General features: G+C 37.9%; 20 protein-coding genes. 17 read left to right on the top strand and 3 right to left on the bottom strand.

The annotated features are described in order from the left end of the window. The first annotated feature begins 21 nt into the window (after nt 1–21). The 14 genes from ISU02_RS14985 (at nt 22) to ISU02_RS14920 (ending at nt 12,298) form a co-directional block, all read left to right on the top strand. A complete protein-coding gene (locus tag ISU02_RS14985) occupies nt 22–510 on the top strand; it encodes a Na+/H+ antiporter subunit E (protein ID WP_194702652.1) in 489 nt (162 codons plus the stop codon). Beyond that, nucleotides 503–769: a monovalent cation/H+ antiporter complex subunit F gene (locus tag ISU02_RS14980; RefSeq protein ID WP_194702651.1), complete on the top strand. Its 267-nt coding sequence runs from the start codon at nt 503–505 to the stop codon at nt 767–769. The genes ISU02_RS14985 and ISU02_RS14980 overlap by 8 nt, the downstream gene beginning before the upstream one ends. Then, the gene (mnhG, locus tag ISU02_RS14975) at nt 762–1,040 is read left to right on the top strand and encodes a monovalent cation/H(+) antiporter subunit G (protein WP_228727840.1); all 279 of its coding nucleotides are present in this window, start codon (nt 762–764) and stop codon (nt 1,038–1,040) included. The genes ISU02_RS14980 and mnhG overlap by 8 nt, the downstream gene beginning before the upstream one ends. A 5-nt stretch (nt 1,041–1,045) precedes the next feature. After that, on the top strand, nt 1,046–1,285 hold the full coding sequence (locus ISU02_RS14970) for a Na(+)/H(+) antiporter subunit B (RefSeq protein WP_194702650.1): 240 nt from the start codon (nt 1,046–1,048) through the stop codon (nt 1,283–1,285). Next, nucleotides 1,282–1,569, top strand: coding sequence for a hydrogen gas-evolving membrane-bound hydrogenase subunit E (gene mbhE / locus ISU02_RS14965; RefSeq protein ID WP_194702649.1), 288 nt, complete (start codon nt 1,282–1,284; stop codon nt 1,567–1,569). Before ISU02_RS14970 ends, mbhE begins: the two co-directional genes overlap by 4 nt. Beyond that, nucleotides 1,559–1,996, top strand: a complete 438-nt coding sequence (locus ISU02_RS14960) for an MnhB domain-containing protein (protein ID WP_194702648.1) — start codon at nt 1,559–1,561, stop codon at nt 1,994–1,996. The genes mbhE and ISU02_RS14960 overlap by 11 nt, the downstream gene beginning before the upstream one ends. Further along, the gene (locus tag ISU02_RS14955) at nt 1,977–2,339 is read left to right on the top strand and encodes a sodium:proton antiporter (RefSeq protein ID WP_194702647.1); all 363 of its coding nucleotides are present in this window, start codon (nt 1,977–1,979) and stop codon (nt 2,337–2,339) included. The genes ISU02_RS14960 and ISU02_RS14955 overlap by 20 nt, the downstream gene beginning before the upstream one ends. 4 nt (nt 2,340–2,343) lie before the next feature. After that, nucleotides 2,344–3,822 (top strand): complex I subunit 5 family protein, encoded by a 1,479-nt coding sequence (locus ISU02_RS14950; RefSeq protein ID WP_194702646.1) that lies wholly within the window; start codon nt 2,344–2,346, stop codon nt 3,820–3,822. Between the two features lie 33 nt (nt 3,823–3,855). Beyond that, entirely contained in the window at nt 3,856–5,424 is a 1,569-nt protein-coding gene (locus ISU02_RS14945) for a complex I subunit 5 family protein (protein WP_194702645.1), read from the top strand. A gap of 12 nt (nt 5,425–5,436) precedes the next feature. Further along, a complete protein-coding gene (locus ISU02_RS14940) occupies nt 5,437–7,491 on the top strand; it encodes a complex I subunit 5 family protein (protein ID WP_194702644.1) in 2,055 nt (684 codons plus the stop codon). 197 nt (nt 7,492–7,688) lie between these two features. Beyond that, nucleotides 7,689–8,564, top strand: a complete 876-nt coding sequence (locus ISU02_RS14935) for a hypothetical protein (RefSeq protein ID WP_194702643.1) — start codon at nt 7,689–7,691, stop codon at nt 8,562–8,564. A 166-nt stretch (nt 8,565–8,730) separates the two neighbouring features. Continuing rightward, nucleotides 8,731–10,119 carry an Lcl C-terminal domain-containing protein gene (locus ISU02_RS14930; protein ID WP_207736347.1) on the top strand — a complete coding sequence of 463 codons (1,389 nt, stop codon included), beginning with the start codon at nt 8,731–8,733 and terminating at the stop codon, nt 10,117–10,119. Nucleotides 10,120–10,143: 24 nt separating this feature from the next. Beyond that, the gene (locus tag ISU02_RS14925; protein ID WP_194702642.1) at nt 10,144–10,809 is read left to right on the top strand and encodes a response regulator transcription factor; all 666 of its coding nucleotides are present in this window, start codon (nt 10,144–10,146) and stop codon (nt 10,807–10,809) included. After that, nucleotides 10,799–12,298: a sensor histidine kinase gene (locus ISU02_RS14920; RefSeq protein ID WP_194702641.1), complete on the top strand. Its 1,500-nt coding sequence runs from the start codon at nt 10,799–10,801 to the stop codon at nt 12,296–12,298. Before ISU02_RS14925 ends, ISU02_RS14920 begins: the two co-directional genes overlap by 11 nt. Nucleotides 12,299–12,380: 82 nt before the next feature. On the opposite strand, the gene ISU02_RS14915 is transcribed toward ISU02_RS14920, so the two are convergent. The 3 genes from ISU02_RS14915 to ISU02_RS14905 form a co-directional block, all read right to left on the bottom strand. Next, nucleotides 12,381–12,578, bottom strand: a complete 198-nt coding sequence (locus ISU02_RS14915; protein WP_194702640.1) for a helix-turn-helix transcriptional regulator — start codon at nt 12,576–12,578, stop codon at nt 12,381–12,383. Between the two features lie 14 nt (nt 12,579–12,592). Beyond that, a complete protein-coding gene (locus tag ISU02_RS14910) occupies nt 12,593–12,925 on the bottom strand; it encodes a hypothetical protein (protein ID WP_194702639.1) in 333 nt (110 codons plus the stop codon). Between the two features lie 177 nt (nt 12,926–13,102). Beyond that, nucleotides 13,103–14,665, bottom strand: a complete 1,563-nt coding sequence (locus ISU02_RS14905) for a WG repeat-containing protein (RefSeq protein WP_194702638.1) — start codon at nt 14,663–14,665, stop codon at nt 13,103–13,105. Nucleotides 14,666–14,834: 169 nt separating this feature from the next. Here ISU02_RS14905 and ISU02_RS14900 point away from each other — a divergent pair, with 169 nt between their 5' ends. The 3 genes from ISU02_RS14900 (at nt 14,835) to ISU02_RS14890 (ending at nt 19,400) form a co-directional block, all read left to right on the top strand. Further along, nucleotides 14,835–16,313: a sigma-54 interaction domain-containing protein gene (locus ISU02_RS14900; protein ID WP_194702637.1), complete on the top strand. Its 1,479-nt coding sequence runs from the start codon at nt 14,835–14,837 to the stop codon at nt 16,311–16,313. A gap of 604 nt (nt 16,314–16,917) precedes the next feature. Further along, a complete protein-coding gene (locus ISU02_RS14895; protein ID WP_194702636.1) occupies nt 16,918–18,033 on the top strand; it encodes a 4-hydroxybutyrate dehydrogenase in 1,116 nt (371 codons plus the stop codon). 14 nt (nt 18,034–18,047) lie between these two features. After that, a complete protein-coding gene (locus ISU02_RS14890) occupies nt 18,048–19,400 on the top strand; it encodes an aldehyde dehydrogenase family protein (protein WP_194702635.1) in 1,353 nt (450 codons plus the stop codon). Nucleotides 19,401–19,644 lie beyond the last annotated feature (244 nt).

The raw sequence follows: 19,644 nt of genomic DNA, 5'->3' as shown, positions 1-19,644 counted from the left end.
GGTTTTTGTGGAGGTGTCATCTTGAAAAAATGGATCAATAAATCGGAAAAAATAGGCATTCTGGCTCTATTCTTTTTAATATTAACAGAACATATTACGGTGCTCAATATAGTTGTAGCCCTGTTGATTGCGACTCTGATTTCTAAAAGTTTGGATTCGAAAGTCCTCTTAAGGCCCTATATTAGAGGACGTATTTTAATAAAGTGGATAATCTATGGTGGTATTTTATTTTATGAAGTGATTAAAGCCAATATTCAAGTGGCATTGATTACGCTCTCGAGACATATGGATATTGAGCCCATGGTTGTCACTTATGAGAGTCAACTTTCAGATGAGTGGCTTTTGACAATTCTAGCCAACTCTATTACGTTGACGCCAGGGACCATGACAGTGGACATCAAGGGCAATCAATTGCTGATTCATTGTTTAAATCGATCGTATTCAGAAGGTCTGTCAGAAATGCTGCTTGAAAAAAAACTCTGTGAAATAGAGAGGGATATCAATGGATAAATTTTATTTGTTTGTGGTTATTTTTCTTGGTATTACCATTGGCCTATGTATGTATAGGGTAGTGAAGGGACCAACAAGAGGCGATCGCATTATTGGAATTAATATCATATCGACAAAGACCATTGTCATTATAGCGACGATTTCTTTCTTATTAAAGGAGACTTATTTTATAGATGTCGTATTGGTTTATACGTTGATTGCTTTTATAGGCTCATATGCTGTTGCAAGAGAAATCAAAGGAGGCACAGAAAATGATTAATCTGTTTTCTATGATTCTAATGGGCTTTGGTCTGTTTTTCTTCTTTGTGGGCACACTTGGCGTTCTCAGATTTCCAGATGCTCTTACAAGGGCACATGGTGCGGCAAAATGTGACACCCTCGGAGCTGTTCTTTGCATTGTGGGGTTAATCCTTCAGTCAGGATTTACTTTTACAACGATAAAACTCATTGTGGTAATCGTGTTTCTTTGGACGACAAATCCCACTGCAACACATATGATTGCCAAAGCGATTTATAAGAGAAAGGACTAGAAGTCATGGATATTTTTAATATAATCGTACTCGTCATCATGATTGTGGGTTCTATTGCCGCTGCGGCTTCCAAAAATCTGTTGGGCTCTGTAATTATTTTCATGGTGTATTCGCTTATGATGGCAATTTTATGGCAACGAATGAATGCACCCGATCTTGCAATTACAGAAGCGGCTGTAGGTGCGGGCATTACTTCTATTTTTTTCATTATAGCCCTCAGAAAGACAAAGGTGATTCGAAAATGAGATCAATTGTGGCAACTCTTTTAACAATGTTTTTTATTGGATTTTTATTGCTTGCAGTGATGGATATGCCAGCAATAGGGGGTGTGGATGCACCCGTTCACAATGAGGTTATGGACAAATACGTGAATGATGCCATGACGGATACAGGTGCCATCAATATTGTGGCAGCCATGATTTTAGATTATAGAGCTTTTGACACTTTCGTTGAAGCATCAGTTATATTCACAGCACTTATATGTATTATGATCGTACTCAAAAAGGGAGGAACAAAATATGAAAAGTAGCATTGTTAAGAACATTACAAATTTGATGTTACCCTTTATCCAAGTTTTTGGTATTTACGTGATTTTATTCGGACATCTTTCACCAGGAGGTGGTTTTGCAGGCGGTAGTATATTAGGTGCAAGTTTAATTCTTTTTAGATTTGTAAATGGCAGTAGTGCTACAGATGCAAAATTTAAATATCACTACTTACTGAGGTTTGCATGTTCTGCGTTGGTTTTATATGGCGTTTTGAAGGGCTATGTGTTTGCTTCGGCTTTTCTAGGACTTCACGACATTATTGGCATCGGAACGCCGGGATCTTTATTAAGCGGTGGATTCATTATGCCACTCAATATTTTAGTAGGTCTAGTGGTGGCCATCACATTCTACTTTATAGCTGTACTCTTTGAAGAAGGAGAACTTGAACATGCAGATCTTGTTGAATAACTATATGATCGTAGGCGCGATATTTTTGTTCGGCATTGGGTTCATGATATTGCTGCTCCATAATAATTTAATAAAGAAAATTATTGGCATGAACATTATGGATACTTCAATTTTTCTTTTGTTTGTAAATTTAGGTTATATAAAAGGTAAAGAAGCGCCTATTATTATTGATGGCGTCATGCACGCGTCGGGGTATGTAAATCCAATTCCAACGGGTTTGATGCTCACTGGAATCGTTGTAGCTGTAAGCGTTACCGCTTTTATGCTGGCACTTACCATAAAGCTCTACGAGAAATATGGCACTATTGAACTGGACGAAATTCAAAATCTAAGAGGTGATTAATTATATGCAAAATTTGATTAAGTTGATACCGTTGGCATCTATTATGATATTAATGCTCTTTGCATTTGTCATACCACTTCTAAAAAAGAAAAAACATGTCTATAAATTAACACTTGTAATCATGTCCCTTGTAACAGTGATTAACTTGATCCATGTGGTCTATATTGCGCTTAATGGCGGATACTTATTTGACGTAGGTCACTTTCCAGCACCTTTTGGCATAGTGCTTCGCATCGGTGAGGTGGAAAGTGGTATTGGACTGCTCTTTTGTTTTATTAATCTGATGGTTTTGTGGTATTCCTACTTCAGTCTTGAAAAGGAAATTAAATCAAACAGAATCGGCTTCTTTCATACTTTAGATTTCTTACTCTTGGCTTCTCTTTTGGGGATCGTCTTTACTTATGATATCTTTAATGGATTTGTCTTTTTGGAAGTGAGTACACTTGCGGCTTGTGGGATCATTGTCGTCAAGGATAAAAAGGCCAACATCAAGGCGGCTATCAAATATCTGATTTTGAGTTCATTGGGGTCAGGGCTTGTATTGATGGGGATCGCATTTGTCTACTCCATATCGGGTCATTTGAGCATGAGCTATATTCATGAGGCATTGATCCAAAATGCAGAGGGCAAACACAATTTAATCCTCATCAGCATGATTTTATTTACAGTGGGTCTTGGGATTAAAGGGGCCATGTTTCCGCTCCATATTTGGTTGCCGGATGCCCATTCTTCTGCGCCGAGTCCGTCTAGTGCTATTTTATCCGCGCTGGTAATCAAGGCACCGATTATCTTTTTGATCAAGGTTTATTATTTGGTTTATGGGACGACAATTTTGTCGGGAACAGTTGTTTTGGATTTGGTATTATTTTTAGGCGTCCTAGGGATGATCTTTGGGTCACTGTTTGCAAGGTCACAGAAGGAATTAAAACGCATGATTGCGTATTCCAGTGTGGCGCAAATGGGGTATATCTTCTTCGGAATCGGCTTAGGCAATAAACTGGGACTTATAATGGCGATCTATCACATTATAGCGCATGCTGTGACGAAGGCCTGTCTCTTCTTATCTGCGGGGTCCTTTATTGAGCAGACCGGTTATAAAACCATAGACGAGTTCAAGGGCATCGGTAAAGAAATGCCTGTAACCCTGGGTATATTCACAATCAGTTCGCTTTCGATGATTGGTATCCCCATATTTCCGGGATTCATCAGCAAGTGGAATTTAGCGATGGCTTCCATTGAGTCCGGAAAGATTTTGTTACTTTTTGTGTTAATCGCCAGCAGTTTGCTCAACGCAGTTTACTACTTCCCAATTATTATCAATGGTTACTTTGGAGAAGATAATCTAGTTGGAAAGGTTTTTAACTCAAAAATTAGACCTGTGAGAACGCTTCTGCCATTGATTATTTTATCTGTTGTGATGGTTTTAGCAGGTTTATTCTCAGGGTTTATCATCGAGTTTATCGGACGTGGCATTTATATATAGAAACGAAATTTTGGAGAATATTTTGGAGAACATATGGAAAAAATAATAATGCTTTTACCGCTGGGGGTGCCCATAGTGGGCACGCTACTCATTGCAGATAAAAAAATAATAAAGGACGAATACGTTACTAAGTTTGTGTCAATAGTTCTGTTTGCCAATTTTCTTTTGGTCTTAACTTCTCTTTTTGGCAATCCTTTGTTACAGCTCCATGTGCTTGGCGTAAATGATTTTCTAGATGTTTATTTCAAAATAGATCAGATGACGCGCGTATTTGCTCTAATGGCTTCTATTTTGTGGATACTGACCGCTTTTTATGCCTTTGAATACATGAAGCATGAACAGAGAACAAGGCAATTTTATACTTTTTTCACTTTGACACTTGCCGTCATTTTGGGGGTTGCCTATTCGGGAAATCTGTTTACACTCTACGCTTATTATGAGCTCTTAACACTTTGTACATTGCCTCTGGTCATTCATACTGGTACAGAAGAGGCGCTTTCCAGTGGGAAAAAATATATGATCTATTCATTTGCAGGGGCTTCACTTGTCATACTGGGAATGATGATTCTATACTCAATTACCGGCACAATGACATTTATGCCAAGGGGTATATTTAATGATCTCAGCAACTATGACCAAGATTTAATTCGCTTTAGTTATATTGCAATGTTTCTAGGATTTGGTGTAAAGGCGGCGCTTGTGCCCTTTCACTCGTGGCTTCCAAATGCAATGGTGGCGCCTACACCAGTAAGTGCATTGCTTCATGCAGTTGCCGTGGTTAAAAGTGGTGTGTTTTCTCTGATTCGAATTACTTACTTTGTCTTTGGAGCAAGCGTAATCAAGGCTGTGAACGTAACTCAGTATCTGATCCCTTTTGTGGTGATTACAGTGGTAATGGGCTCTCTTTTGGCACTACACCAAGATCATCTTAAAAAGAGACTGGCCTACTCGACCATTTCGCAATTGGGGTATATACTTCTCGGCATACTGATGCTGAATCCAAATGGCCTTGTAGGGGCGATCTTGCACATGATCAACCATGCTGTAATTAAGATCACACTGTTTTTCTCAGTGGGTGCCATTTCACATATGACGCATAAAAAATATATACACCAGATCAGTGGTTTAGGTAAAAAAATGCCGATAACGTTCATTTGCTTTACGATAGCATCGGTGTCACTGGTGGGGATTCCGCCAACGAATGGCTTTGTAAGTAAGTGGTTCTTGGGAGTAGGCGCACTTAATGCCGATAATTTATTCTATATTTTTATTTTGCTCTTAAGTGCTTTTTTTACAGCTGGATATTTATTCCCAATTTCGGTAACGGCTTTTTTTGTGAACGGCAAACAAAATGCAAAGCAGCAAAATGCAAAAGCGCATGAAATTGTCGTGGAGGCCTCATTGGAAAAAGAGGCTATAGAAACATCAGATCATTCAGAACAGATGGATCATACAGGTGCGTCGATAGCATCAGAAACGCTAGATCCTTCACCTTTTATGCTGGTTCCAATTGTTATTTTGACAGTGATTATCGTTGGACTTGGGATTTTTCCAAATGTAGTGATTAACTTTCTCGGTGGTGTTATCGCGGATGCTTTTTAAGGAGGGCATTTAATGAATACATTAGTTTATATATTAATTCTCCCTTTATTGGGTGCCTTCATCGGCTACTATATAGGTAGAAAAAATGAAATGAAGAGAGATCTTTTCAATGTGGTGTTCACTGCTGTGGAACTCTTGCTAGTGATTACACTTTTTCCAGCGATTAAAGATCAGGCGATTGAGTATATGGTGCCTAATATCATGGGAACTGGACTTCATCTCAAAGTGGATATGTTGAGATATGCCATGCTTTTTATATCGGCATTGGCATGGTTTTTGACCACAATGTATTCAACGCAATATTTAATTAAAAAGAAAAACCGCAATCGTTATTATTTCTTTTTTATGCTTACTTATGCCATGACCATGGGCGTTTTTATGTCAGAGAACATCATCAACCTCTTTACATTTTTTGAGGGGATGTCTTTGACATCGTATGCACTGGTCATTCATGATGAAGATAAATACAGTCATGAAGCGGGCAAATCTTATTTGGCAATGGCCATTGCTGGTGGTCTTGTGATGTTATTTGGCATCTTCTTGGCCTTTGATTATACAGGGACATTGGACATCGGCGATATGGGTAAAATCATGCCGACGCTGGGAGATATCAGATATGTTATTGCACTTCTGGTCATGTTTGGTTTTATGATTAAAGCCAGTGTCTTTCCATTGCACACTTGGCTTCCAAAAGCTTATACGGCAGCGCCGACACCTTCCAGTGCATTATTGAGTGGCATTTTGCTCAAGACGGGTTTATTTGGGATCATCATTGTCTTAGTGGAACTTATGAACTTTGACATTGCCATAGCGCTTTTACTGTACTGCTTGGGCATCATCAATATTTTTCTAGGCGGTATTTTAGCGATTATGCAGAGGAATGTTAAGCGCATAATTGCCTATAGCAGTATGAGTCAAACTGGATTTATGCTCATGGGTATTGGGCTCGTGGGGATTCTTGGGAAAGAGGGTGGTCTTGCTTTAAGTGCGACAATCCTCTATATGATCAACCATGCCTTTTTTAAAATTTTATTGTTCATGGGTACGGGGATTATCTACATGATTTTAGGCGAACTCAGTATTAATAAAATCAGTGGCTTTGGACGCAAAAAATATAAGTTGGGAATCTTCTTCTTGATTGGTGTGTTGGGGCTTTGTGCATTCCCAGGGTTTAATGGATTTGTTTCAAAGACACTTTTGCACGAAGCAATCTTAGAGGCTCATCACAGCACACATCATATCTTTTTCACGGTTACAGAGTATCTTTTCATCTTGGGTGGTGGCTTAACCGTAGCCTATATGCTCAAACTATTTGTGGCCATCTTTGTAGAAAATAATCCTGAATTTTATGGACAGTACAATGAGCAGGTTCATAAAAGAGCCTTGGTTCCAATGGGGATTTTAGCAGCACTTATCCTCTGCATTGGCTTATTTCCAAATGCGATTTTGGAGCCGCTTATAAATTATGCTGAGTACATTGGCTTTGAACCCATTTTACACGTTAAGGTTTACAGTTCTGAATCCATCTTGTACTCTATGATTTCTCTACTTATAGGCATTCTGATTTATCAGTTGATCATTCGAAGAAAACTTTATGTGAAGCACGAAACTGGCGGGGCTTATTTTAATCCTTCACTTGGGTGGTTCAATATAGAAACGGATCTGTTTGATCCGATCTTAAAGATATTGTATAAGTTGTTTAGCATCGTATTTAGCCTAATTGACAATTGGCTTCTATTTACGGCCAAGCTTTTGGCAGACGGCTTTAAGCGTATTTCAGATGTGGATATTGTAACCAGTATTAATCGTGAGGTCAAATGGGTGCCCAAAGAGGCAAGTCTGATGATTAAGGGCATAAACGCAAAGGCAGAGGATCTTAAAAATATAGATCCTAAAATGAAAATGGAGGAAGCGCTTGAATTGGAGATGTTTAAGGAACAGTCCTCCAAACTTAAGGAGTTAATTGTCAGAGGTCATTTTAAAATGACGAGTATTTCAAATTCTATTTTCTTGTTTGGCATTGTGGTAGTCTTTTGTTTTCTGTTCGTATATGTGATTGGCAATTGAGCTGACTTTTCAATGCAAACCATAGATTTGACTTTAGCTGAAAGCCTTATAAAATCAAGTGTTTAGCTTAAACGCATTAAAAAGTATTACAGAAAAAACCCCGAATTCGATCGGGGTTTTTTATATGCATATCATGATAAACTAAAGGTGTAGGTGAACTGAAATCCCTTGGATGAAGTCAGACAATGAGGTATGTAATGGGGAAAAGTTGGGTTTTAGGTATGGTTACTTTGGTGATTATCATTGCAGCAATTATACTGAGTACAGAGAACATTGACGATATAGATAGCAACTTTGACGAACATGTCTTCTTTGCAAAATGGCAAACTTACATGGGCTATGCATTATATGAAGAAAACGGTCAAATTCAACTGCCTTTTTTAGATGAATACCCAAATTACAATCAATTTGCCGGAGACATAAGAGAAGTATCTTTAAATTTTACACATGATTTTAAAGGAGATGTGCATTTAGAGATGGAGAAGTCTCGTAGTCCCATAAAATTGTCTGGCTTTTCGATCGTAGGGGGCAATAAAACTTCAGGTGGCAAATACAGCATAAGAACAATGCAAATTCCCTTTAGCATTGAACGTGAAGGCATCGTCAAATTCGATGAATTAAGCGTTATTATGTCCAGTGGTAAAATTTATACGTGGCAAGTTGGACAATGGGAAATTGAGATTAAAGATCTATTGAAATACGATGATTTCGAGCAAGGCGATCGCGGCTTTGCGATTGATCCTGTACCAAAATTTTATTTTGAAATGATTAACAAAACTCAAGAAGTGCTCAGATGTGATGCGCTTGTCTATGGGGAAACCATCCTCAATGAGCTCCTGATAGATTTGTCGTTATGTGAAGCTGAAACAGAAGGCGGCTACACTAAAATGATCATTTACTGTGATGAGGCATGGATTGCTTCGGCAGATGCTTTTTATTATATCAAACCTTTTTTGCAGTATTACGTGGGAGATGAGAAGCGGATTGCACCTCTTAAAGAGGTTGATTTCAGCGGCCTGTTTACAACAGATAGCATCCGTTTGATTCTAGAGAACAGAGGTAAAATGGAATAAAGGACGACGCGTTAGGAGATCCATAAAATAAAAATCAGTATGATTAAAGATTCATAAAGCTCAAAATCAGTAAGACCAATGAGCACTCTAATTTTAAGGATTTCACTTAGACTTCACAAACCTCCTTTAAACTGATGATATCAGGTAATATAAAGGAGGTTTTATAATGCAAAAATTGAAAATGACAAGGTACTGGCGTCTTTTTATAAGTTTGATATTAATGCTCAGTTTACTGGGCGGGTGTACACAAGATGAAGCTGAGGTGATAACTTCGCAGGAATCCAGAGCAGTGGTCCAAACGGCATCTTCAGTGAAAATGGTAACCTCTGTCCAGATCAATGAAAAGGGCAATATGACACCGCCAATGCATCTTCAAAATCGTACAGATTTAGAGGAGGCCAATCAGATGGAATTGGATTATTTAGAGTCTATTGGGTATAAATCTAAGGCCTACGGCTATCCAATAGTGGACACAGGACAAGATACTTTTTATAATGAAAGTAGAATTATCCATGCGCCCAGTGAAGGCGATGCCTTTTATGGACAAGATGCAACTTACACAGGCAATGCACCGAGTTATGTGGACAATGGTGATGGCACTATAACAGACCTTGTGACAGGTCTCATGTGGCAACAAGATCCCGGTGAAAAGATGACGTGGCAAGAGGCGATGGCAGGTGCAGATTCTTTTGAACTGGCAGGGTATGATGACTGGAGATTGCCAACGATTAAAGAACTCTATTCGCTCATCAATTTCAAAGGGGAAACAGGAGAAAGTGCTCAAACATCGGTACCCTATTTAGATTCACAGTATTTTAATTTCACTTACGGTGACGTGACTGGGGAGCGTTTTATCGATTCACAGTATGCCACCAGCACGATTTATGAAAGTACAACCTTTGAAAACAATACCACGATGTTTGGTGTGAACTTTGCGGATGGTCGGATTAAAGGTTATCCTGTGGATGGCAAAGATTTCTATGTGATGTATGTGAGGGGCAATACCAGTTACGGTGTCAATCAATTTGTAGACAACGGTGACGGCACCATTACGGACTATGCCACTGGATTAATGTGGATGAAGTATGACAGTGGTGCCATGGATTTCGTCGAAGCTCTAAAGTGGTCTGAGGACTTAGATTATGCAGGTTATGACGATTGGCGTCTTCCTAATGTAAAAGAGCTTCAAAGTATTGTGGATTATTCAAAGTCACCGGATACGACGGATTCAGCTGCCATATCAGATTTATTTCAAGTCACACAAGTGACAGCCATTAATGGTGAAATGGACTATCCCTATTTTTGGAGTAGTACGACACATCTGGATGGTAGAGAAAAATATTCAAATGCGGCCTATGTATCCTTTGGTGAAGCACTGGGCTATATGAACAATCAGTTTATGGATGTGCACGGTGCAGGTGCCCAAAGAAGTGATCCAAAAGTGGATACAGCATCGGAGTATCCTTCTTACGGAAACGGACCACAGGGCGATGTGAGAATGGTTGAAAATTATGTGAGGGCGGTTAGAAGTGTGGATTTGGATGCATTAAAATAAAAAGCGTTAAAGGCGGTGGACTCTTTGAAAATATTAATTGTTGATGATGAAAAGAATATTAGAAGACTTTTAAAAGACTTTTTGAGCAATGAGGGGTATGAGGTCATCGAAGCTGCAGACGGTTTCTCAGGTATCGATCAAACCATTGCCCATCGAGATATTGATCTCATTTTACTGGATGTCCGCATGCCTAAACTTAACGGTTACGAAACTCTAGAGTCTATGAGAGAAATAACAGATGCACCTGTGATTTTTCTCACTGCAATGGATGGTGCATACGATGAAGTCAAAGGTCTCGATCTGGGTGCAGAAGATTATATCACGAAACCCTTTCAGTACGAAGTACTCATGGCGAGGATCAAAAAATGCTTAAAACGAAGTCCAAAATTTGATAAAGAGCAGTTAAACAGCAATCAGATTAATTTGAGACTCAAAGAGAAAAAGGCCTATATAGAGGGTGTGGATATAGAAGTGACCAATAAGGAATTTGAGCTTTTAGAGTATTTGATCATCAATAAGAACATCACGATACAGCGTCAAACCCTATTGGACCGTATTTGGGGCTATGATTATGAGCAAGATCCTAGAACCGTAGATACTCATGTGAAGACTTTGAGAGCTAAATTAGGTGCGTGTTCGGGATGTATAAAGACTGTTAGGGGAGTGGGGTATCGATTTGATGAAGCATAGAACTTTAAAAACGAAGATGATTATCCTCTTTTCTCTGGCATTTCTGTTGATGCTCATAGGTCTTTTGATGGCAAATAAATTTTTTATGGCGGATTTCTATATTTATACCAATAAGGATCAGATGATTAAAAATGCAAGGTCATTAGAAGCTGCGTTGATTCATCCAGACGAAATGGAAAACCTTTTTAATCAAAGCAATCATTTAGGAGGCGCTAAGGCCTTTGTATTAAATTCAGAGGGTGTCTTTATGCAGGAACTATTTCAGCCTAAAGAAGCTCAAATTATGACGCCAATTGACCATGAGTTTATTGACCATATGATAAATGAGGTCAAAACTAATCAAAAAATAGAAGGCTTTGAAGTTTTAAGCGGTGATCATTTAGTTGAAGGTCAACTTATTTTGTTGAGACCACTTAAGGATGGGAAATACTTATTGATGATAAAAATGATGGGGATTGCTGAAGAAGTCATCAGACTCAACGTCTTATTTTTAATGAGTAGTGCCGTGGTCATTTTTGCGATAGCCCTCATTTTAATTGTTCTGATCAGTGAGCGTACGGTTAAACCCATAAGAAAAATGGTGGCTCAAACAAAGCGTATGAGCAAATTTAAATTTGATGAACCCATTGTAGTTACCAGTGAAGATGAAATTGGACAATTGTCTACGAGTATTAATAAACTCTCAGAGGCACTCTCAGATCATATATTGAAACTGGCAGAGAGCAACGAAAAGTTGAATCGTGAACTGGCAAAAGAGAAGTCCCTTGAAAAAATGCGTCGACGGTTTGTATCAGATGTCTCTCATGAACTCAAGAATCCAATCAGTATGATTCTAGGCTATGCAGAAGGGCTCAAATACAATGTCGTCAAAACAGATGAAGCAAAATTACAATATTACGACATTATGATCGAGGAATCCAATAAGATGTCCAAGTTGATAAGGGATCTGCTGGATCTCTCGAGTTACGATTCAGGCACCTTTTCTTTGAGTAAAGAAGAGGTCGATATGAGTGTGCTGCTCAGAGAGAGTTTAGAACGGTTTGAACCTGAGATTCAGAAGAAGGGCGTTCAGGTAGACACAGCTATCATAGAATCTCTGGTCATTCACTCAGATCCCCTTAGAGTCAATCAGATCATTACAAATCTGATGTCCAATGCCATTAAATATGTGGATGAGATGGGTACGATCCAGATTACACTTGAGTTATGTGAAGTCGAGCGAAAATTAAACGAGGCAGCGTTAGAGGAAACGGCATTAGACGAAACAGGAGGTCACTTGCATTCTGTGAAGCTACGTATTGCAAACACAGGTGCCTTGATACCTGAGCAAGACCTCGACCAGATTTGGAACAGTTTTTATCAGATTGACACTGAGAACGAAGGCAACGGCTTGGGACTTGCAATCGTTAAGAGTCTTGTGAATCGACTTGAAGGACAGTGCACGGTATCTGTAGAACCACCTTATAATGTGTTTGAAGTGTTGTTATGAATAGCTTGAAAGATGAAAATACTATAGTGTAGGACTATTCTTTTGAGGAACTTTCCAATCGTGTATTTGAGTTATAAAGGCTTCAATCGTTAATGGGCGAGAACAAGGCGTCAACAGTAGTTCCGAGGAACGTTGCCAAATTGAAAGCTAAAGATAATGTTGGATCATATTTATCATTTTCAATAGCGATAATTGTTTGTCTTGTGACCCCTAGTTTTTCAGCGAGATCTTCTTGACGTAGTCCCACCTCTTTTCTCAATTTTTTTATATTATTCTTCATACGATCTCCTAATTTTAGTTCATTTTAAAAAAGAGATAAGCACCCACAGAGAGTATAATGGACACGCCTGCGATTGATAAAATAATGCTCCAAACAACCTTATTCGGTTCTTCATATTCTTCATCATCTAAAATCATTTTTCTTTTCATGAACATTTCAGAAAATCCTTGAACGATGAGTGCACCTATCAAAATTAAGCTTGGTAGGCTATTAAGAGGTTGACTATTTGAAATGCTCAAACAACATTCATATAACGTCCAAATAATCAAAGTCAAAAGCACAAATTTAAAACCGTATTCTTCGGATTTTAGTCTGATATTTCTATTCATTTCATCCATTTTTTTCATGATATAACCTCCAAATTGAAATGTAAAAAACTATTTACATTCATTATGTGCTTTTAAAATAGAATGTCAATAGTTTTTTACATTTTTAGATTTTATTCTGCTCCTAATTTCATGTGGATTTTGTATAAATAAAATAGATACAATGGTTCCGTAAGTAAAGTTTATTGGCTCTATCGGTTATACATCTCCATTTCCAAACCAATCTATTTCCCAATGGTTCTCAATATAAATAAATCTAACAAATGCATCAGTAGGAGACCAAAGGTCTTGTTTTAACATGTATCCGACTTCTCCATTACTTAAAACAACAGTGATCCACTTCGTATTTTCATTATCGATATATTCAAAACGGCTCATAAGTGCAATAAGTTCATTACCGTAGTAATCAATGATTTCAGAATTTACGTCTGCTTTGTAGAAAATGGGAGCTTTCTCATTTTTGATATAATCAAAGCATATGGGATCATATACCTGAGGAAACTGGTCGTATACGAATGGGGCGGAGAATCCCTCATCTGAATTTGCAGATACACCTATCTCAATAAGTGATTTTAATGCACTCCAAAAAGGCGAAGTGTTAGGATTTGAGATTAATCCCCATTTATTTAAAAAGTCTTCTTGTGTCTGTATAGAGCCATCACTAAATCTCGTGTTTTGTGTTAATTGTTTAAGATATTCAACATCTTTATCCTCTATTTTTTCCGATAGTTCTTTTAGGAAACTTTCTATTTTATCTGACGCTGTGTATTCATTTTTGAACTTAAACCTCAAATAATTATCGCTGATTTGATCAACTCTTTGTCCGAACGGATCGACAATGTATTCGTGTAAAAGTCCAAATACATGAGCTTTTTTATTAATAAAGGGCTGACATTCAGCATAGAGTGGTTCAATTTTGAGCTTTCCTTCAATATCAATATAGCCATACCCTCTATTATCGATCATTACAGATGCTAAACCTTCTGAAAAAACATCTGCATCCAAGAAATCATTTTTTATTTTTAATGCGCCACTTTTATCGATGTATCCCCACTTTTCATCAATCAAAACAGGAGCCAATCCCCCATTGAAAGATTTTACACATTCAAATTTTGGCTTTATTACTAATACACCAGATTCATTTATAAATCCCCATTTCCCGGCCACACTCACCGCTGCCAATCCCTCGGTGAAAGTTTTCGCTTCATCAAAAGCAATTGGAAATGGGATTAATCCTTCTCTATTTAAAAAATAATGTGCTTCAGAACCTTTCATTACCTCATATGAATTAACAGCACTTTCTAAAGATAAATAAGATGAAAAAATAATGAGACCATTACAATCTACATAATTATTAAGATCATATTTTTTTTCTTCCTCTGTGTATGTCAAGATTTCACGTTGATCAGAAAATTTGGTGTTATATATGTACAATTTACACTTTATTTCAGTTAAATCATTTGTAATTTTATAAAGTTGAAATGCGGCATCTTTATAATTTTCAAATCCATCGAGTTCGAGTTGATGGGTTTCATTACTCCCAATTATTTCTTTGAATTGAAAATCATTTATCAAAGTATTTGCCATGGTTCGACTCATATTCTCATTGATAGGAACTGTACGAATCACATAGGGTGAGGCATTTTTACCAATATCGGGACTAAATTGTTTTGCCAGACTGTGCACTCGAATAACTGTAATAAATAGAATACTCACCAAAATTGCTGTGATTGCTAAAAAAGAAATTTTTAATTTACTCATACACTTTCTCCTATGATTCCTCTAAATTATTATCTAGTATGATAATGTGAAGATAATTAAATTATATAGCATAATGCAAATATTAGCAGTAATTAAAAGTCCAAGTCAAATCGGTATATGCTATAATGTAAGCGGAATACGCTTCAAAGTAAAAAGTAGAGGAAATATTATGGCGAATATTAAAGAGCAACTCAGAAAACCCTTTTGTGGCAAAGAGACCTGTGAAGCTTACGGTGATATGGTAGATGAACTAAAGAGAGTGAAGAAGCTGACCCGAAAACTGGATGTCGTATTGGATTCCTCCTATGATGGTATTTATATTACGGATGGGGATGGGATAACGTTAAGGGTTAATAAAGCATACGAGCGCATCACAGGGCTCAAGCAAGGCGATATTATAGGGAAAAGCATCAATGTGCTCGTTGAGCAAGGGATCATTTCTAAAGCGTGCACCATGCTTGTGCTTGAAAATAAAGAAGCGATGACCATCCAACAAGAATTGGCGGGTGGTAAAGTGGTCCTCGTCACGGGAACTCCTGTTTTCGATGAAAATAATGAGATTGAAATGGTGGTTAACAATGTGAGAGATGTCACTGAGCTTTTGGAACTTAGAGAAGCCCTTAAAGAAAACGAACTGAAAATGAACTTGTATAATTCAGAGCTTGAACGCCTTAGAAAAAAAATGAATCGGCCAGCAGAAGTCATTTCTAGGAATATAGAAATGAAAAAGCTCATGGAAAGTGCCATCAGAGCAGCAAGGCATGATACCACGGTTTTGATTTCTGGTGAGACGGGTGTTGGCAAGGAAATCATGGCAAAATTTATTCATCAGCACAGCGATCGGTGCAACGAAAAACTCATAAAGGTCAATTGCAGTGCAATTCCTGAAAACCTTATGGAGTCTGAATTTTTTGGTTATGAAAAAGGCGCTTTCACAGGGGCCAATTCCAATGGTAAAACAGGGCTCTTTGAGGAAGCGAATGGGGGGACCATTTTTTTAGATGAAATTGGCGAGTTGCCCCTCAATTTACAGTCAAAAATGCTCAGAGTGCTTCAAGAGCAAGAAATACAGCGCGTGGGCAGTGTGGGAACGATTAAAATTGATGTCCGAATCATTGCAGCAACCAATCAAGATTTAATGCAAATGATAGAACAAGGCCTTTTTAGAAAAGATTTGTTCTATCGACTCAACATTATTCCCTTGCATGTGCTCGCGCTGAGAGATCGTGTTGAAGACCTAATCCCTCTGGCTAATAATTTCTTAGAAAAGTTAAACTTGCTCTATGATGAAAACAAGAAGTTTGACAAAGAGGTTTATAAATCTTTTGCAAACTACAATTGGCCGGGTAACATCAGAGAGCTTCAAAATGTGATCGAGCGTGTTTTCATCATGACAGCAGATCAACTGATTCGAGAAAAAGATTTACCCTTAGAGGTGAGAAGTCCTTCTGATGATGAAGTTGTCGTTGAAGGCGAATTAAAGCTTAAGGAAGCCGTCGGCAAATTGGAACATGCTATGATACAGGATGCGTTTAAGAAATATGGGAATGTAAGAGATGCGGCACGTTCTTTGGGGATAGATGGTTCTACTTTCGTCAGAAAAAGGACAAAATACCTTCATGAACTTTCATTATTAAAAACAGAATAGTAGAGGGTGCTGCATAAATGCAACGCGTTGCAATAACGCAGCAATTGTTAAAAAAGTCTCAAACTATTCTTGCTAAAGCGTCTGGTTTTATGGACAGCTTAAATTTGTTGCAATTTTGCATCTAAAATTTGAGGTGTCCATTTTATTTTGCAATCAATAATTCAAAATAAGAAATGCAAAAAAAATAAATTTCAATCTAAACGTTGAAAATACAGTGAGTTTGAAAAATGAAATTTATATTTTTGAACTTGCATAGAGTTTTGGCATACATATTGCTTATATATAAAGTGTGTTAAAAAAAAGACAATCAAACCATTCTAATCGAAAAGGAGAGTTGATTATGGCATTAATGACGCAATACGCTTGTATTGAAAGTTTAAGCAAACCCCCTGAAGTTGGAAAATGAAAGCAGAATGACTATTTTTAGAGGAATATGAAATAGGATGCTTGGAACTGTAGTAGCGGGCTATAGGACAGAGACTATGCATGGTACGGGTTCATCTCAAGCTCAAAGAAACGTATATGTAAGATGAAGTAGCGTTCAAGGAAAAAGGAATTGGCTAATAAGGTCGTTAACCATAAATCACATTTTAGGAGAGAAGCTATGGAATTGTTAAAGATGAAAACAAAACTGCATCAATTTGATAACTTTGCGGGTTTTGCAGAGCAATTTCAAATTGGCGAGAAAGATTTAATACTTACAAATGGATTCCTTTACGATCCTTTCATCAAGCCACTTGATTTAAAGGCAAGAGCAATTATGCAAGAAGCTTTTGGTACAGGTGAGCCCACAGATCTTATGATGAATGCGATTTTAGTGGAAGCTTTAAAAGCGCCTTATGAAAGAATCGTTGCAGTTGGCGGTGGGACAGTACTTGATATCGCTAAACTTTTGGTTCTAAAAGGCGTAACAAATGTTGTGGATGCTTTTGAAAGAAAAGTGCCGCTCATAAAGGGAGCTCAGTTGATTGCAGTGCCAACAACCTGTGGTACAGGCAGTGAAGTGACCAATATTACCATTGCGGAGTTGACCACAAAGCAAACGAAGATGGGGCTTGCAGATGATCTCTTATTACCAGATGATGCGGTCCTTATACCGAACCTAATGGTGGGATTGCCATACAGTTTTTACCTTTACAGCTCAGTGGATGCACTCATTCATGCAGTGGAGTCCTATGTGTCGCCAAAGGCAAATGTCTATACCAAAACATATAGTATCCAAGCCATTGAAATGATTTTAGAAGTGTACAGTGAATTGATTGAAAAAGGTGAAAAGCATCGTTTTGAAAAGTTCAATGAAATGGCGATTGCAAGCAACTTAGCGGGAATTGCTTTTGGAACTGCTGGTGTTGGTGCTGTTCATGCGATGTCCTATCCACTGGGCGGCAAATATCATGTTCCGCATGGTGAAGCCAATTATCAATTTTTCACAGCGGTTTTCAGACATTACATGGCGCTCAAGCCGCAAGGTGAAATTGAAGTGCTTTGTGAAATACTTTCTGAATCACTCAAATGTGAAAAAGAAAAGGCATTTGATACACTGGAATTGTTTTTATCTCAATTATTACCTAAAAAGCCACTTAAAAGTTATGGGATGACGAGTGAAGAGATTGACCTCTTTACAGAAAAGGTAGTCACAGGACAACAAAGATTATTGGCAAATAACTATGTTAATTTTACTGAAGAAGACATCCGTGGCATCTATAGCCGTTTATTTTAATAGGAGGTTTCAAAATGATTAATGGAATGATAAAAAATGCTAGAATTGCTCAAAAGAAATTTGAAGGGTATAACCAAGAACAAGTGGATCGTATTGTTAGAGAGATTGGCAAAGTTGTTTATGACAATGCTGAGTTGCTTGCAAAAATGGCTGTGGAAGAGACCAAGATGGGCGTTTATGAGCACAAGGTGGAGAAGAATAAAGGGAAAGCCAAAGTTATTTGGAATGACCTTAAAGATAAAAAGTCAGTGGATGAAATCAGCTTCAACCCAGAAACCAATATCATCGAAATTGCTAAACCAATCGGTGTGGTAGGCGCAGTTTCGCCAACAACAAACCCAATTGTAACACCAATGTGCAATTCTATGTTTGCACTTAAAGGTAGAAATGCCATTATCATTGCACCACATCCAAGAGCAAAAAAATGCAGTGCCCACACAGTTGAGTTGATCAACGAGAGATTGGCAAAATTAGGTGCACCCGAACATTTGATTCAAATTATTACAGAACCCTCAGTTGAGCTCACAAATGAACTCATGCAAGCAGTTGATGTTGTCGTTGCAACAGGCGGTATGGGTATGGTGAAAGCGGCTTATTCATCGGGTAAACCAGCATTTGGCGTAGGTGCTGGCAATGTTCAAGGCATCGTGGATAGAGATGTAGATTTCAATCAAACGGCTATTAAAATGATTACGGGTAGAGCTTTTGATAATGGCATCATCTGTTCTGGAGAACAAACGATTATTGCACATGAAGATGACTATGATGAAGTGATAAAGGCATTTGAAGCAAATGGCGCCTTTTTAGTAAGAGATGAGCAAATGCACGAAAAACTAAAAGCAACTCTTTTTGAAGGGGATCACCTTAATAAAGATGTTGTTGGTCAATCGGTTCAGCAGATTGCTGCAATTGCAGGCGTTAAGGTTCCAGAAGGCACAAAAGTGATTTTATTAGAGGCAAAAGGCATTGGCAATGCAGATGTTTTATGTAAAGAAAAAATGTGCCCTGTGATGTCTACATTCAAATACAAGACGATTGATGAAGCAATTCATATCGCTAAAACAAATTTAGAATTCGAAGGCAATGGCCACAGTGCTTCAATTCATTCTAATAATCTCGGTCATATTAAAAAAGCGGGGATGGCGTTATCGGTTTCTAGATTGGTGGTAAACGCACCGTCTGCAACAACTGCTGGTGGCAGTTTTTACAACGGATTCGCACCAACAACGACATTGGGTTGTGGCAGTTGGGGTAACAATTCAATCTCTGAAAACTTTACGTATAAACATTTGATCAATGTTTCAAGAATTGGATTGGTCAGAGAGCATGTTGAAGTACAAACTGACGAGATGATTTGGGCAGTGTAAGGTTAAGAATAGGCAAAAACAAAGAGCTGATGAATTAAATACAAAATGCAAATGTGCACAAAAAAAATGAAACCCAAAAAAAAAACTCTAAAAAAAATAAAACCCTATAAAAAAGTCAAATCTTACTCCTAATAAATGTGGTAAGGTTTGACTTTTTATTTGTCTAATCAACGTGTTTGGATTCATCTTTAAAAAGTACAAAAGAGGATAGACCAAAAACAAGAAATGCGATTACAATATCAAT

It is taken from the genome of Fusibacter ferrireducens (assembly GCF_015352425.1).
Classification (GTDB): Bacteria; Bacillota; Clostridia; order Peptostreptococcales; family Acidaminobacteraceae; genus Fusibacter_A; species Fusibacter_A ferrireducens.
This window is presented reverse-complemented; position numbering and strand designations above follow the sequence as displayed.